Origin of the sequence: Pseudolabrys taiwanensis, assembly GCF_003367395.1 — a bacterium.
GTDB lineage: Bacteria > Pseudomonadota > Alphaproteobacteria > Rhizobiales > Xanthobacteraceae > Pseudolabrys > Pseudolabrys taiwanensis.
Genome location: NZ_CP031417.1, coordinates 4,218,377 through 4,233,096 on the forward strand (window position 1 = coordinate 4,218,377; position 14,720 = coordinate 4,233,096).

Annotated in this window: 14 protein-coding genes; 7 read left to right on the top strand and 7 right to left on the bottom strand. The window is 64.7% G+C overall.

What is annotated here, in order from left to right:
* Positions 1-56 precede the first annotated feature (56 nt).
* Positions 57-593 carry a hypothetical protein gene (locus DW352_RS20060; protein ID WP_115692994.1) on the top strand — a complete coding sequence of 179 codons (537 nt, stop codon included), beginning with the start codon at positions 57-59 and terminating at the stop codon, positions 591-593.
* A gap of 24 nt (positions 594-617) precedes the next feature.
* Here DW352_RS20060 and DW352_RS20065 read toward each other — a convergent pair whose 3' ends face one another.
* Together DW352_RS20065 and DW352_RS20070 are read right to left on the bottom strand one after the other, a co-directional pair.
* Complete coding sequence (locus DW352_RS20065) at positions 618-1,223, bottom strand: DUF4337 domain-containing protein (RefSeq protein WP_115692995.1); 606 nt, start codon at positions 1,221-1,223, stop codon at positions 618-620.
* Positions 1,224-1,360: 137 nt separating this feature from the next.
* On the bottom strand, positions 1,361-2,296 hold the full coding sequence (locus DW352_RS20070; RefSeq protein WP_115692996.1) for a tyrosine recombinase XerC: 936 nt from the start codon (positions 2,294-2,296) through the stop codon (positions 1,361-1,363).
* A 173-nt stretch (positions 2,297-2,469) separates the two neighbouring features.
* On the opposite strand from DW352_RS20070, the gene DW352_RS20075 reads away from it, so the two are divergent.
* On the top strand, positions 2,470-4,641 hold the full coding sequence (locus DW352_RS20075) for a primosomal protein N' (RefSeq protein WP_115692997.1): 2,172 nt from the start codon (positions 2,470-2,472) through the stop codon (positions 4,639-4,641).
* Between the two features lie 113 nt (positions 4,642-4,754).
* Here the strand turns inward: DW352_RS20075 and DW352_RS20080 are convergent, their stop codons facing one another.
* The 3 genes from DW352_RS20080 to DW352_RS20090 form a co-directional block, all read right to left on the bottom strand.
* A complete protein-coding gene (locus DW352_RS20080; protein ID WP_115692998.1) occupies positions 4,755-5,759 on the bottom strand; it encodes an aldo/keto reductase in 1,005 nt (334 codons plus the stop codon).
* 24 nt (positions 5,760-5,783) lie between these two features.
* Positions 5,784-6,638, bottom strand: a complete 855-nt coding sequence (locus DW352_RS20085) for a DMT family transporter (RefSeq protein ID WP_115692999.1) — start codon at positions 6,636-6,638, stop codon at positions 5,784-5,786.
* Between the two features lie 170 nt (positions 6,639-6,808).
* Positions 6,809-7,726: a DMT family transporter gene (locus DW352_RS20090; protein WP_115693000.1), complete on the bottom strand. Its 918-nt coding sequence runs from the start codon at positions 7,724-7,726 to the stop codon at positions 6,809-6,811.
* 316 nt (positions 7,727-8,042) lie between these two features.
* Between DW352_RS20090 and DW352_RS20095 the strand changes: the two genes are divergently transcribed.
* The 5 genes from DW352_RS20095 (at position 8,043) to DW352_RS20115 (ending at position 13,202) form a co-directional block, all read left to right on the top strand.
* A complete protein-coding gene (locus tag DW352_RS20095; protein WP_115693001.1) occupies positions 8,043-8,606 on the top strand; it encodes a F0F1 ATP synthase subunit delta in 564 nt (187 codons plus the stop codon).
* Positions 8,606-10,138 (top strand): F0F1 ATP synthase subunit alpha, encoded by a 1,533-nt coding sequence (atpA, locus tag DW352_RS20100; protein ID WP_115693002.1) that lies wholly within the window; start codon positions 8,606-8,608, stop codon positions 10,136-10,138. Before DW352_RS20095 ends, atpA begins: the two co-directional genes overlap by 1 nt.
* Before the next feature lie 159 nt (positions 10,139-10,297).
* Positions 10,298-11,173: a F0F1 ATP synthase subunit gamma gene (locus DW352_RS20105; RefSeq protein ID WP_115693003.1), complete on the top strand. Its 876-nt coding sequence runs from the start codon at positions 10,298-10,300 to the stop codon at positions 11,171-11,173.
* A gap of 29 nt (positions 11,174-11,202) precedes the next feature.
* Positions 11,203-12,639 (top strand): F0F1 ATP synthase subunit beta, encoded by a 1,437-nt coding sequence (gene atpD, locus DW352_RS20110; RefSeq protein WP_115693004.1) that lies wholly within the window; start codon positions 11,203-11,205, stop codon positions 12,637-12,639.
* A gap of 152 nt (positions 12,640-12,791) precedes the next feature.
* Entirely contained in the window at positions 12,792-13,202 is a 411-nt protein-coding gene (locus DW352_RS20115; RefSeq protein ID WP_115693005.1) for a F0F1 ATP synthase subunit epsilon, read from the top strand.
* A gap of 127 nt (positions 13,203-13,329) precedes the next feature.
* On the opposite strand, the gene DW352_RS20120 is transcribed toward DW352_RS20115, so the two are convergent.
* Positions 13,330-14,052: a tellurite resistance TerB family protein gene (locus tag DW352_RS20120; protein WP_115693006.1), complete on the bottom strand. Its 723-nt coding sequence runs from the start codon at positions 14,050-14,052 to the stop codon at positions 13,330-13,332.
* A 137-nt stretch (positions 14,053-14,189) separates the two neighbouring features.
* Positions 14,190-14,690 (bottom strand): RNA pyrophosphohydrolase, encoded by a 501-nt coding sequence (locus tag DW352_RS20125; RefSeq protein WP_115693007.1) that lies wholly within the window; start codon positions 14,688-14,690, stop codon positions 14,190-14,192.
* Positions 14,691-14,720: the final 30 nt, after the last annotated feature.

Here is a 14,720-nt window from a genome sequence, read left to right on the forward strand (position 1 = left end):
GCAAGGAAGACAGCCCCCGCCTTACTTCCGCGCCGGATGGCCCTATATTCCGGGGCATGCATCGCCGCTGGCTCCGCCCCTTCTGGACGCTCCTCGCGCTGTTCTTCCTGCTGGAAGCGTGGCTGTGGGACCATCTCAAGCCGCTGGTCGCCTGGTTCGTCGACCTGCTGCCCTGGGCGCGGCTGAAGGCCGCGTTGCGGCGGACGATCGAGCGCCTGCCGCCTTATGCGGCGCTGGCTGTGTTCGTCGTGCCGTTCATCGTGCTGTTGCCGCTGAAATTCCTAGAGGTCTATCTGCTCGCCAGCCGGCAATGGATCGCGGCCGGTTTCGTGCTGGTGTTGGCCAAGTTGCTCGGCCTCGGCGTCACGGCCTTCGTGTTCGACGCGACGCGCGAAAAGCTTTTGCAAATGCCGTGGTTCGCGCGCCTCTACGATTGGTCCATGTGGGCGCGCGACTGGGCGCATGCGCAGACTGAGCCGATCCGCCAGCGCATGCACAAGCTGGCGTCGCTGTTCGGGCCGCAGCGCGCCGGCCGCTTCTTCCGCCGCTTCCTGCGCCTGCGCCGCCGCGCCTATCGCGACAGCGCGGCTTAGACATTATCTGACACGCCCGTGCGCCTAATGGCCGCCGAGGAAGCTCAGGGCATGGGGTGCCCAAAGACCGAGGCCCATGAAGCCGAGGCCGAAGATGCCGACGAGGCCCGATAGCCAGCCGAGCACGACCATGCTGGTGATCACTTCCGCCGACGCGAGCACGATGCCGATCTGGAACGCCGCCGAAGCGAACTCGTAGAGGTGATAGCGCGCCAGATGCAGGTCGCGAATGTGCTCGTGATGTTCGGCGAGCTCCCGCAATTCCTTGCGGCCGTCCTTCTCCTTCGGATCGGATTCGTAGCGCGCGACGGTGGCGCGCCAAGCCTCGATCTGCTTGGTCATCGCCGCCTTGGCCTCGTCGTTGTTGATGGTCGCAAGCTGTGTCGCCATCCCTTCCGCCGCCGTGCGCAGCGCCGTCTGACGGATGGTCTTGGCCTGGAAGAAATTCCAGGTGTCGGACGCCTTGATGTTCTCGGCGATGCCGGCGGTCTGCTCGCTCTTGCCCAAAGTTTCGGAGAAGGCGAGGAACAGCGCCATCACCGAAATCAGCAGCGCGATCTTCTTGTTGCCGCCATGCGAGGCGTGCTCGGCATGTTCGGCGTGTTCGAGATTTTCGTGCGGTCCAGCCATTGTCGCCCCCTTGCGTGCATGATCCCTAACCGGTCTCGGATAAGATCATGCACCCCCTGAATTGCCGCACGATGATAGCAAAGCGCGGTCACATACAAGGGGGACGAGGCCCGTTTAGGCCTTATATGGCGGTGTTTTTAGGCGCGAGGATGAGCGCTCGCATAAACGTCGAGTAAATGTTCGGCGTCGACCGCGGTATAGATCTGCGTCGTCGACAGCGACGCGTGGCCAAGCAATTCCTGGATGGCGCGCAAATCGCCGCCGCGCGCCAGAAGGTGGGTGGCGAAGGAGTGCCGCAGCGCATGCGGCGTTGCGCTATCGGGCAGTCCGAGTGCGCCGCGCAGACGCGCCATCGCCAGTTGTACGATGCGCGGCGACAGCGGTCCGCCGCGGGCGCCCAAGAACAGTGGGCCGTCCGGCGGCAAATCGTAGGGGCACAGCGCGACGTAGTCGGCGATCGCTTTGGTGACCTGCGGCAGCACCGGCACCATGCGGGTCTTGTTGCCTTTGCCCAGCACGGTGAGCGCGTCGCGGCCGTCCGCATCCTTGCGCTTGAGACCGAGCGCTTCGGAGATACGAAGCCCCGAACCGTAAAGCAAAGCGAGCACGGCTGCGTCGCGCGCCAGCACCCATGTCTCGCGTTCTTCACCCGCGCGCACATCGATGTCGGTCATCTGCTTGGCGGACGAGGCGGCGAGCGGCTTCGGCAAGGTTTTCGGCAGCTTCGGCGTGCGCACGGCGGCGAGCGCGCCGACCTTGCCCTTGCCGTTGCGCTCGAGGAAACGGGCGAAGGATCGTACGCCGGCAAGCGAGCGCATCAGCGTGCGGTTGCCGGCGCCGTCACCGCGCCGCGCCGCCATGAAGGCGCGGACATCGGCGGGCGTGAGCTTGGCCAGTTGCGTCAAATTGGGCCGGCCGCCAAGGTGTTCCGCCATGAAGGCGAGGAACTGGCCGACATCGCGCCGGTAGGCTTCCAGCGTCTTCGGCGACATCCGCCGTTCCGCGCCGAGGTAATCGAGCCAGCGCGTGATCTCGCTGGCGACATCGGCGGCGATGCTTAGCTGTAGGTCCATGACAATCTCGGTCGTCCCCGCGAAAGCGGGGACCCAGTACGCCGCAGCCCATCGCAGACGGCGCAGCGTACTGGATCCCGGCTCGCGCGCCCTCTGGGCGCTTGGCCGGGATGACAGTAGGAGCCCATCCTTCACCCTTCCTTAACCGCGCGGAATCGGCCTAGACCACCCTCATGAGTATGCGCGTCGTCGATATCCTGGTGCCGGTCGCGCTCGACCAGGCCTATTCCTACCGGGTGCCGGCGGGGATGGAGCTGTCGCCGGGCGACGTCGTCGCCGTGCCGCTCGGGGCGCGCGAAAGCATCGGCGTGGTCTGGGCCGAAAATCCCAATCCGAATCCGCGCCTGCACAACCGTCTCAAGGACGTCGAGGCCAAGCTCGACGTCGAGCCGCTCAAGGCCGAGCTGCGCAGCTTCATCGACTGGGTGTCGAATTACACGTTGTCGTCGCGCGGCATGGTGCTGCGCATGGCCCTGCGCATGGGCGACGGCAATCCCGGCCGTGAGCGTGTCGGCGTGCGGCTTTCCGGCCCCAAGCCGAAGCGCATGACGCCCGCGCGGGCACGCGTGCTTGAGTTGCTTGCCGATGGCCTCATCCGCTCGAAAAGCGAAACGGCGGTTGAAGCCGGTGTCAGCGCCGGCGTTGTCGATGGCTTGATCGACGAAGGCACGCTGGAAACGGTGGTGCTGCCGCCGGAACCATTGATGCGTGTGCCCGATCCGGAATTCCGCAAACCGGAATTCTCACTGGGACAGTTGGCAGCAGCGGATGCGTTGCGCACCACGGTCGATCAAGGCGGCTATACGGTAACGCTGCTCGACGGCGTCACCGGCTCCGGCAAGACGGAAGTTTATTTCGAGGCTGTCGCCGAGAACATCCGCCTTAAGCGTCAAACGTTGATATTGATGCCCGAGATCGCGTTGACCGCCGGCTTTCTCGATCGCTTTGCCGATCGCTTCGGCGTGCGGCCGGCGGAATGGCATTCGCAACTCAATGCCCGCAAGCGCGCGCGCACCTGGGCGGCTGTTGCCGCCAACGAAGTGCCGGTGATCGTCGGCGCGCGCTCGGCCTTGTTCCTGCCGTATGCCGATCTCGGCCTGGTCATCGTCGATGAAGAGCACGATCCCGCCTACAAGCAGGAAGACGGTGCCCACTATCACGCGCGCGACATGGCGGTGGTACGCGGCTCCATCGCCAAGTTTCCGGTGATCCTGGCGTCGGCGACGCCGTCGGTGGAATCGGAAGTCAATGCGCGCAAAGGCCGCTATCGCCGGCTGCATCTGCCGGAGCGTTTCGGCGGCGCGCATCTGCCGCATATCGAGCCGATCGACCTGCGCCGCGAGGGCCCGCCGCGCGGTCGCTTCATCTCGCCGCGTCTGGCGGAGGCTGTACAGAATACTTTGGAGCGCAAGGAACAGGCGCTGCTGTTCCTCAACCGGCGCGGCTTCGCGCCGCTGACGCTGTGCCGCACCTGCGGCTTTCGCCTGCAATGTCCGAACTGCGATGCCTGGCTGGTCGATCACCGCTTCAAGCGCCGGCTCGTTTGCCATCACTGCGGTTTCAACATGCCGCCGCCCGCTGAATGTCCGCAGTGCCATGCGACTGAAAGCTTCGCAGCGGTCGGTCCCGGCGTCGAGCGGCTGCATCAGGAGGCGGCCGATCTGTTTCCGCAGGCGCGCATTCTGGTGCTGTCGAGCGATCTTGTTGAATCGGTCGAGCGCTTACGCAGCGAGCTCGACGACGTGGCGGAGGGGCGGTTCGATCTCGTCATCGGCACGCAGCTCGTCGCCAAGGGACACCACTTTCCCAAGCTCAATCTCGTCGGCATCGTCGATGCCGATCTCGGTTTAGGGAATGGCGACCCGCGGGCCGCCGAACGCACGTTCCAGATGCTGCATCAGGTGGTCGGCCGCGCCGGCCGAGAAGAGGGGCGCGGCGTCGGCTTCTTGCAGACGCATCAGCCGGAGCATCCGGTGATGCAGGCGCTCATCCGCGGCGACCGCGAGGCTTTCTACGAGAACGAAATCGCGCTGCGCGAGGCGACATCCTATCCGCCGTTCGGGCGGTTGGCGGGCCTGGTCGTCAGCGCCGCCGACAAGCATGCGGCGGAAAGCTACGGACGGGCATTGGTCGGCCTGGCGCCGAAGGACGAACAGGTGCGCGTGCTGGGGCCGGCGGAAGCGCCGATCGCCGTCATGCGCGGCCGGCACCGCTTTCGTATCTTGGTGAAGGCGCCGCGCGCTTACGATCTGTCCGGCTATCTGCGGGACTGGCTCAGCCAGGCGCCGAAGACGAAGGGCAGCCTGCAGCTCGAAGTGGACGTCGACCCGCAGAGTTTCTTTTGAGGGCATGAGCCTCATCCTGAGGGGGCCGGCAAAGCCGGAAGTCTCGAGGATGAGCCGATCCTCATGGTTCGAGGAGCGTCGCTTGCGCGACGCTCCTCACCTGAGGATCGAGTTTAAGCCGCCGCGTGTTCCGGCGGCGCCATGAATTCAGGGCCGACCGGCTGCTTGATGTGCGTTGCAAGAATGGCGTCGATTTCCTTCATCGCCGCGGCATCGAGCTTCCAGCCATAAACGCCGTCGACGGGATCGAGTTGATCCGGCCGGCGCGCGCCCCACAGCGCAAAGCCGTCGCCCTGCTTGTCGAGGATCCAGCGCACGGCCAGGTGCACGACGCGTTTGCCGTAGCGCTCTTGAGCGAACTGATCGAGCGCGCTGACGGCGTTCAGATACTGCGCAAAGCGCGGCTCCTGAAATTTCGGATCGCTCTTGCGCAGGTCGTCGCCGCTGAACTTGGCATCCTTCGTCATCTTGCCGGCGAGCAGGCCGCGGCACAGCGCGCCGTAAGCAAGCGTCAGAATGTTGTTGCGCTGTGCATAAGGCAAAATATCGCGCTCGATCTCGCGTTCGAACAGATTGTAGGGCGGCTGATCGGTGGCGAGCGGCGTCACCGCGCGAAATTTATCCATCTGCTCAGGCGAGAAGTTACTGACGCCTACGGCGCGGATCTTGCCGGCCTTCACCAGGTCCTTCAGCGTGCCGGCGGTTTCTTCGATCGGCACATTGGGATCGGGCCAGTGCACTTGATAGAGATCGATCACGTCGGTCTTCAGCCGGCGCAGCGAGTCGTCGATCTCCGTCAGGATGCGGCCGCGGCTGGCGTTGCGGAACACCTTGCCATCCCGCCAATCGAGCGCGACCTTGGTGGCGATGACCACTTTGTTGCGGCGGCCACCCTCGGCCAGCGCCTTGCCGACGATCTCTTCCGAATGACCGAAGCCATAGACGGGCGCGGTATCGATCAGCGTGATGCCGCGATCGACGGCGGCCTGAATGGTGCGGATCGATTGGGCGTCATCGCTGCCGCCCCACATCCAACCGCCGATGGCCCACGTGCCGAGTGCAACGCGCGAAGGTGCGAGATCAATGCCGGGGATCGTCGTGGTTTCGATAGCCGTCATGGCGCTACTCCAGTGCTGTATCCGCTATTCGGCCGGTGTCGCCCTCGGTTTGCCGGCCTGCTGGCCGATTAGAAGACTGCCGAGGACAATAAGGGCGCCGATGCCCTGTACGAAGGTCGGCACGAAGCCTTTGATCGAAGCGTCGAGCGCGAAGGCGACGACCGGGATGAGAAGGAAGAACGGCGCCACCGACGGCGCGCCCGCCTTGTCGATCGCATAGAACCAAAGCGCGTAGGTCGTGCTGGTTCCGATCAATGCGACATAAGCGAAGCCGGCGATGTTCTGCGCCGTCACTGTCGTCGGAATGTCACCGATCAGAATCGCGAGTACCGCCAGTTCGATGCCGCCGACGACCAATTGCCAAGCCGTGAAGGCGAGCAACGGCGCGGGCCGGCCCCAGCGGTTGAGCAGCACCCCGCCAAGCGCGAGCGATACGGCCGCGCCAATGCCGGCGACGGTGCCGATGAGGTCGAGTGCGACCGTGCCGTGGGTCAACAGCAACATGACACCGATGGCACCGGCGACAACGCCGGCGAGACGGATAGGGGACGGGCTTTGGCCGAGCAGCGGCCAGGCGATCAGCACGGTGAAGATTGGGCCCAGCGATTGCAGCGTGCCGGCGACGCCGCCGGGCAGGCGCTCTGCCGCGATGAAAAAGAAGGCAAAGAAGATCCCGCAGTTGAGCGTGCCGAGCAGGGTCACCTTGAGCAGCCAGTCGCGTGGCGGCAGCCGCAGGTCGATGAACAGCAGCGGCAATCCGCCACCGAGGGCCCGCACGGCGGCGACGAAGACAGGGTTGTGCGGCAGTATCGTGCTGGTAACGATGTAGGTCGTGCCCCAGATCGCCGCAGCGAGGGCAGCGGATAGCTTCGGATTCATTTTAAAGAAAACCTTCGAACGGATGTCGGTGCGCAGGCCTGCGCGCCGTACAGATAGGTGTTTGCCGGCCCGTCCATGAGGACGGTGCGGCGCAGACCAGATGTTCGGATTTGCCGGTTCGACTATGGGATGACTGCCCGGCAAATGCGGGCAAGCGGCGGCAATCGCCGTCAAGGCTGCTCGGCCATCTCGCTCTTACCAGCCGGCTGCAACAGCACGCAGGCGGCGGCTGCGAAGATCAGGATGAAACCGACGACATCGGATGCCGTCGGCCGCTCGCCAAGGAAGAGCGTCGCCGCGACGACGCCGATCACGGGCACCAGCAGGGCGCCGATCGAAGCGGTCACCGGCGACACCTTGCCGATGATCGACCACCACAGAAAATGCGCGAGCCCGACCCCGATGAGGCCGATGTAGACGATCGCCAGCAACGAAGAGAGATGGAGCGGCCAGATGCGCGGATAGTGATCGAAGATCAGCATGCCGACCGTGATGACGGCCGTTCCGGCCGCGAGCTGCCATGCCGCGTTGGCCAGCGGTGCGACCTTAACCTTCGCCCATTTCAGATAGACGCTGGCAAAGGCCCAGCTCAGCGCGCAGCCCAGTGCCAGGAAAACCGAGGGCGACAGCCCGTCCGCGATCTGCGGCCACATCAGGGTCAGCAGGCCGGCGCAGCAGAGGCCGAGCGCGACATGCCGCGCGGTATCCAGGCGTTCGCCGAGCATGAAGCGGCTGAACAGCGCCGCCCAGATCGGCATCGAGTAGGTGACGATGACCACCCGGCTCGTGGCGCCCGTCATCTGTGCAAACGCCGCCATCAGGTTGAACAACGCCACATTGAAGAACCCGGTGATGGCGACGTGCAGGCGCTCGCCGCGCGGCACGCGCAGATCGACGCCGCTTAGCGCGGCAAAGGCGAAGAGCGTTAGGGCGCCGAGACCGGTGCCGACAAAGCGCAGCGTCCACAGGGGAATTTCGCGCAGTCCGATCGCGGTTGCGATCCACATGAATCCCCAGGCGAAGGCCAGGGGTAAAATGAGAAGCTTGGCCGTGCCGGTCCCGGCGGCCTTCATGTCGGCGTGCGGCATTGTGTCAGAGGTCCCGGCGGCCAGTACGGCAAGTTAGCCTGCGTTTTTGCGGGGAGCGAGGCAATCCAGCGATGCAGATTTGAGGCCCTACACCTGGCCGGTGCTGAAAGCCGCGCCGGACCGCCTACGGAATCGGCCACCGTTGTTGCACCGCCCCCGCCGCTGTGTTAGCAACCCGCTCGATTTTGCAAGGTTTTCCGCGGGCTCCCGCGACGTCCTTGCAGGTCGGAATTCCTGCTTGAATTCCAATGGGTTGCGCCGCCGTTCTGCGACGGCGTCCGGCCTGTGAACCAAGTAACGAAAAACGAGCGTCAAAGTGGCAGGCGAAGACCCCCTTATCTCCGGCATGGCTGGCCGATACGCCAGCGCACTGTTCGAGCTCGCGCGCGACGCCAAGTCGACCGACGCGGTGAAAGCCGACCTCGATCGGTTTGATGCTTTGATCGCCGAGAGCCCGGACCTCAACCGTCTGGTGCGGTCGCCGGTGTTCGGCGTCGACGAGCAGCTCAAGGCGCTGTCGGCGATCCTGGACAAGGCCGGCATCGGCGGCCTGGCCGCCAATTTCCTGCGTGTGATCACCACCAACCGCCGCCTGTTCGCGGTGCGCGATATGGTCCGCGCCTACCGTGCGCTGGTCGCCCGCCACAAAGGCGAGGTCGCCGCACAAGTTACCGTCGCTGAGAAGCTCAGCGACCAGAATCTCGAGGCGCTCAAGGGCGTGCTCAAGAACGTCACCGGGGGGAAGGACATCGATCTCGACGTCAAGATCGACCCCGCCATCATCGGCGGGCTGGTCGTGAAGGTCGGCTCCCGCATGATCGATAGTTCGCTCCGCACCAAGCTCAATGCGATCAAGTTCGCGATGAAAGAGGCACGCTGATGGACATCCGCGCCGCAGAAATTTCCGCCATCCTGAAAGACCAGATCAAGAACTTCGGCCAGGAAGCCGAGGTCTCGGAAGTCGGCCAGGTGCTGTCCGTCGGTGACGGTATCGCCCGCGTTTACGGCCTCGACAACGTCCAGGCGGGCGAAATGGTCGAGTTCGAGAACGGCACGCGCGGCATGGCGCTGAACCTCGAAAACGACAACGTCGGTATCGTTATTTTCGGCTCCGACCGTGAGATCAAGGAAGGCCAGACCTGCAAGCGCACCGGCGCCATCGTGGACGTGCCGGTCGGCAAGGGCCTGCTCGGCCGCGTCGTCGACGCGCTCGGCAATCCGATCGACGGCAAGGGCCCGATCCAGGCGGACCTCCGCAAGCAGGTGGACGTCAAGGCGCCCGGCATCATCCCGCGCAAGTCGGTCCATGAGCCGATGGCGACCGGCCTCAAGGCCATCGACGCCCTGATCCCGATCGGCCGCGGCCAGCGCGAGCTGATCATCGGCGACCGTCAGACCGGCAAGACCGCGATCGCGCTCGACACCATCCTGAACCAGAAGCCGCTGAATGCCGCCGGCCAGCCGGAGAGCACCAAGCTCTACTGCGTGTACGTCGCCGTCGGTCAGAAGCGTTCGACCGTCGCCCAGTTCGTGAAGGTGCTCGAAGAGCAGGGCGCGCTGGAATATTCGATCGTCATCGCCGCCACCGCGTCCGACCCGGCGCCGATGCAGTTCTTGGCGCCGTTCTCGGGCTGCGCCATGGGCGAGTTCTTCCGCGACAACGGCATGCACGCCGTCATCATCTATGACGATCTGTCCAAGCAGGCCGTCGCCTATCGTCAGATGTCGCTGCTGCTGCGCCGCCCGCCGGGCCGCGAAGCCTATCCGGGCGACGTGTTCTATCTCCATAGCCGCCTGCTCGAGCGCGCGGCAAAGATGAACGACGAGAAGGGCGCCGGTTCGCTGACCGCGCTGCCGGTCATCGAGACCCAAGCCAACGACGTGTCGGCCTACATCCCGACCAACGTGATTTCGATCACCGACGGTCAGATCTTCCTCGAAACCGACCTGTTCTATCAGGGCATCCGCCCGGCGGTGAACGTCGGTCTGTCGGTGTCGCGCGTCGGTTCGTCGGCGCAGACCAAGGCGATGAAGAAGGTCGCCGGCAAGATCAAGGGCGAGCTCGCGCAGTACCGCGAAATGGCGGCCTTCGCGCAGTTCGGCTCCGACCTCGACGCCACCACGCAGCGCCTGCTGAACCGCGGCGCGCGTCTGACCGAGCTCCTGAAGCAGCCGCAGTTCTCGCCGCTGAAGATGGAAGAGCAGGTGTGCGTGATCTGGGCCGGCACCAACGGCTATCTCGATCCGCTGCCGGTCGCGAAGGTGCGCGACTTCGAGCACGGTCTGCTGACCCTGCTGCGCACCAAGAACAACGAAATCCTCGAGGGCATCCGTAAGTCCGGCGACTTGTCGTCGGACAACGAGAAGAAGCTCAAGGAAGTCGTCGACGCTTACGCGAAGACCTTTGCCTGAGACTTGTCGGCACCGGGTTTGCCCCGGTGATCCCGATAAGGAGGGCAGGGTGTCTGCCTGAGTAAGATGGCCGGGACATAAGGGCGTTTACGCCCGTCTTCGACGGGCAATGCCCGGCCACGATAAAGGATGATGTTGATTTAGGGCGACTGAGAAGACATGGCCTCTCTCAAAGATATGCGCGTCCGCATCGCCGCGACCAAGGCGACGCAGAAGATCACCAAGGCCATGCAGATGGTGGCCGCCTCCAAGCTGCGCCGCGCGCAAACGGCGGCCGAGGCCGCGCGTCCGTTCGCGGATCGCATGGATCGCGTGCTCGGCAACATCGCCGCGGGCATCGTCCGCAGCGACGCAACGCCGAAGCTGCTGACCGGCACCGGCGAGGACCGGGTGCATCTGCTCATCGTGGCGACGGGCGAGCGCGGTCTTGCCGGCGCCTTCAACTCCTCGATCGTGCGTCTGGCCCGCGAGCACATCAATCGCCTGCAAGCCGAAGGCAAGACGGTCAAGATCCTGACCGTCGGCAAGAAGGGCTACGAGCAGCTCCGCCGCAACTTCGAGAAGCTCATCGTCGATCGCGTCGAGCTGCGCGGCGTGCGCACGCTCGGTTACGTCAACGCCTCGCAGATCGCAGATAAGGTTTTGGCGATGTTCGAGGCCGGCGAGTTCGACGTCGCGACCTTGTTTTACGCCCAGTTCAAGTCGGTGATCTCCCAGGTGCCGACCGCGCAGCAGGTCATTCCGCCGAAGCTCGATGCGTCGAAGCCTGCGGCGGCGCTCGCGCCTTACGAATACGAACCCGAGGAAGAGGAAATCCTCGGCGACCTGTTGCCGCGCTACGTGGCGATCCAGATTTTCCGCGCGCTGCTCGAGAACAACGCTTCGTTCTACGGCGCGCAGATGTCGGCGATGGACAACGCGACGCGCAACGCCGGCGACATGATCCGCAAGCAGACCATTACCTATAACCGCACGCGCCAGGCCATGATCACGAAAGAACTCATCGAGATCATCTCCGGCGCCGAAGCGCTCTGACGCAGACAGATCGAGAGTAAGAGGACAGCATGGCCACAGCACAGGGCTCCAACAAGTCCGGCAAGATCACCCAGGTGATCGGCGCCGTCGTCGACGTTCAGTTCGAAGGCCACCTGCCGGCGATTTTGAACGCGCTCGAAACCAACAACGGCGGCAACCGCCTGGTCCTCGAGGTCGCGCAGCATCTCGGTGAATCCACCGTGCGCACCATCGCCATGGACGTCACCGAAGGTCTGGTGCGCGGCCAGGAAGTCACCGACACCGAGGCGCCGATCGCAGTGCCGGTCGGTGAGGCCACGCTCGGCCGCATCATCAACGTCATCGGCGAGCCGATCGATGAAGCCGGTCCGGTGAAGGCGACCGCCAAGCGCGCCATCCATCAGCCGGCCCCGGCCTACACCGACCAGTCGACCGAAGCGCAGATCCTCGTCACCGGCATCAAGGTCGTCGATCTCCTCGCGCCCTATGCCAAGGGTGGCAAGATCGGCCTGTTCGGCGGCGCCGGCGTCGGCAAGACCGTGCTCATTCAGGAACTGATCAACAACGTCGCCAAGGCCCACGGCGGTTACTCGGTGTTCGCCGGCGTCGGCGAGCGTACCCGCGAAGGCAACGACCTCTATCACGAGTTCATCGAATCGAACGTCAACAAGAAGGGCGGCGGCGAAGGCTCCAAGTGCGCCCTCGTGTTCGGCCAGATGAACGAACCGCCGGGCGCGCGCGCGCGCGTCGCGCTCACCGGCCTGACCATCGCGGAGGATTTCCGCGACAAGGGCCAGGACGTGCTGTTCTTCGTCGACAACATCTTCCGCTTCACGCAAGCCGGTTCGGAAGTGTCGGCGCTGCTCGGCCGTATTCCTTCGGCGGTGGGCTACCAGCCGACGCTCGCGACCGACATGGGCGCGCTGCAGGAGCGCATCACCACCACGACCAAGGGTTCGATCACCTCGGTGCAGGCGATTTACGTGCCGGCCGACGACTTGACCGACCCGGCGCCGGCGACCTCGTTCGCCCACTTGGACGCGACCACCACGCTGTCGCGTGACATCGCCGCCAAGGGCATCTATCCGGCTGTCGATCCGCTCGACTCGACCTCGCGCATGCTGTCGCCGCTGGTCGTCGGTGAGGAGCATTACGCGGTTGCCCGTCAGGTGCAGCAGGTGCTGCAGCGCTACAAGGCGCTCCAGGACATCATCGCCATTCTCGGCATGGACGAGCTGTCGGAAGAGGACAAGCTGACCGTGGCGCGCGCCCGCAAGATCGAGCGCTTCATGTCGCAGCCGTTCCACGTCGCCGAAGTGTTCACCGGCGCGCCGGGCAAGTTCGTCGACCTCGCCGACACCATCAAGGGCTTCAAGGGCCTGGTGGAAGGCAAGTACGACTACCTGCCGGAAGCCGCCTTCTACATGGTTGGCACGATCGAAGAAGCCGTCGAGAAGGGCAAGAAGCTCGCGGCGGAAGCGGCGTAATTTCGCGTTCAGTTACCTCATCCTGAGGAGCGGGCCGTCAGGCCCGCGTCTCGAAGGATGAGGTGATGAGGACCTCGGCCTCATCCTTCGAGACGAGCGCTTCGCGCTCTCCTCAGGATGAGGGACAGGGCTAGGGATTTGTAGAGGCTGCTATGGCCACTTTTCATTTCGATCTCGTTTCGCCGGAAAAGCTCCTGTTCTCCGGCGAGGTCGACCAGGTGGATGTCCCCGGCGCCGAGGGTGACTTCGGCGTGCTCGCCGGTCATTCGCCACTGGTCGCGACATTGCGGCCGGGTATCCTGACCGTGCGCGGCGCGAACGGTGAGCGGAAGATCGTCGTGCTTGGCGGCTTCGCCGAAGTGTCGCCCGAAGGTCTGACCGTGCTCGCGGACGTCGCCGAGAACGTCGCCGACATCGACCGCGCCACGATCACGACGCGCATCAGCGAGCTCGAGCAGCGCATCGCCAAGACTTCGGCCGGCTCGGAACTCGACAAGCTGATCGAGCGCCTCGACCACTACAAGACGATCGATCGCCATCTGATCGGCACGGCGGCGCATTAAGCACGGCTGACGCCATCGTCGACATCAGCGGTCGCTGGAAGAAATTCCGGCGACCTTGTCTTTTTGGGCTGCGGACTCTGTCTGCTCCCGTTCGTCCCCGCAAAAGTGGGGACCCGACGTCGGCCACTCAAGAAATGCGGGCCGGTTGCGTCGCGCCTTCGACGCTCGCGTGCAAGTGAGCGACGAGCTTTTCGTCAAGCTCGAGACGAGCGGCGAGCAAAGACAGATAGGCGCGCTCGGCCGGATTATCGACGTCGATCGCCATCAGCGACACCGTATAGAGCTCGGCGGCCTCCTCGGGCGTGCGCGCGGCACCAGCCACCGCGTCGACGTCGAGCGGCTTGCGCAGTTCGTCCATGACGAAGGCTTTGTCCTCCGCGCTGACGTTGAGCTTGTCCATCTGCGCGAAGATAGTGCCTTGCTCGGCCGCATCGATGTGACCGTCGGATTTCGCGGCGGCGATCATCGCACGCAAAAGGTTGCGTCCAAGCGCCTGTTGCCCCGCCTCGCTCGCCGGATTGAAGGGCGTGTCCGCCGGCGGCGGCAGCAGCGGGGGCTGCGCGGAGGCGGCGGGCGTAGCCGCCTTGCCGGCCTGATAGTTCTGATAGGCCCGATAAGCGAGCGCGCCGGCGACCGCCAGGCCGCCATAGGTCAGTGCGTTGCCGGCGAGCTTGCGGCCGCCTTTCGAGCCGAGCAGCAGCCCAGCGAGGCCGCCGGTCAGCGCGCCACCGCCGAAGCCGCCCAGCGTTTGCGTCGCCTGCTGCAGGAGATCGCCGCTGTTCTGCCTGCCGGGCCCTGCTTGCTGCTGACCGCCGATGAAGTGGTCGAGCAAACTCTTCGCATCGAACATAAAGCCTCCCTTGTCCTACGTCCGAGCGGATCAGCTAGGAAGCGGTCAGGGCGGCGCCAAGGCGGAATGCTGCGGCTCAATGTCCCGCAGAGCCGCGGCAAAGTGACCGCGATGCGACTGATGAAAGGCGCTGCGACCTAAACGAGGTGCTGGAATTCGGCGACGATCCGCTCGTAGGCGGCGCGCTTGAACGGCACCACCAAATCCGGCAGTTCGCTCATCTTCACCCAACGCCAATCGATAAACTCCGGCGGATGGTGGCCGTTCGCGGGTGTGGTGATGTTGATCTCGCGGTCCTCGCCGACGAAACGCAGTGCGAACCACTTCTGTTTCTGGCCGCGATATTTGCCGCCCCAGGCCTCGCCCGCGATTTCGGGTGGCAGGTCGTAGGTGAGCCAGTCGGGAATTTCGCCGAGCTTCTCGACCGACTGGATGTTCGTCTCCTCATAGAGCTCGCGCAGCGCCGCCTGATAGGCGTCTTCGCCGTCGTCGATGCCGCCTTGCGGCATCTGCCAGACATGCGTGCGGTCGACATGCTCAGGACCGCCCGCGCGGCGGCCGACGAACACCAAGCCGGCACGGTTCAACACCGTGATGCCGGCGCAAGGGCGATAAGGGAGGGCTTCGTAGGAGCGCATGACGTCGAACCAGTGAATAGTGAGTGGCAA

Excerpts from the sequence above, each read along its gene's own strand:
- atpD (WP_115693004.1), top strand. The coding sequence starts at position 11,203 with ATGGCCACAGCACAGGGCTCCAACAAGTCCGGCAAGATCACCCAGGTG.
- DW352_RS20120 (WP_115693006.1), bottom strand. The coding sequence starts at position 14,052 with ATGTTCGATGCGAAGAGTTTGCTCGACCACTTCATCGGCGGTCAGCAG.
- DW352_RS20060 (WP_115692994.1), top strand. The coding sequence starts at position 57 with ATGCATCGCCGCTGGCTCCGCCCCTTCTGGACGCTCCTCGCGCTGTTC.
- DW352_RS20090 (WP_115693000.1), bottom strand. The coding sequence starts at position 7,726 with ATGCCGCACGCCGACATGAAGGCCGCCGGGACCGGCACGGCCAAGCTT.
- DW352_RS20075 (WP_115692997.1), top strand. The coding sequence starts at position 2,470 with ATGAGTATGCGCGTCGTCGATATCCTGGTGCCGGTCGCGCTCGACCAG.
- DW352_RS20105 (WP_115693003.1), top strand. The coding sequence starts at position 10,298 with ATGGCCTCTCTCAAAGATATGCGCGTCCGCATCGCCGCGACCAAGGCG.
- DW352_RS20080 (WP_115692998.1), bottom strand. The coding sequence starts at position 5,759 with ATGACGGCTATCGAAACCACGACGATCCCCGGCATTGATCTCGCACCT.
- DW352_RS20125 (WP_115693007.1), bottom strand. The coding sequence starts at position 14,690 with ATGCGCTCCTACGAAGCCCTCCCTTATCGCCCTTGCGCCGGCATCACG.
- DW352_RS20115 (WP_115693005.1), top strand. The coding sequence starts at position 12,792 with ATGGCCACTTTTCATTTCGATCTCGTTTCGCCGGAAAAGCTCCTGTTC.
- DW352_RS20065 (WP_115692995.1), bottom strand. The coding sequence starts at position 1,223 with ATGGCTGGACCGCACGAAAATCTCGAACACGCCGAACATGCCGAGCAC.
- DW352_RS20070 (WP_115692996.1), bottom strand. The coding sequence starts at position 2,296 with ATGGACCTACAGCTAAGCATCGCCGCCGATGTCGCCAGCGAGATCACG.
- atpA (WP_115693002.1), top strand. The coding sequence starts at position 8,606 with ATGGACATCCGCGCCGCAGAAATTTCCGCCATCCTGAAAGACCAGATC.
- DW352_RS20085 (WP_115692999.1), bottom strand. The coding sequence starts at position 6,638 with ATGAATCCGAAGCTATCCGCTGCCCTCGCTGCGGCGATCTGGGGCACG.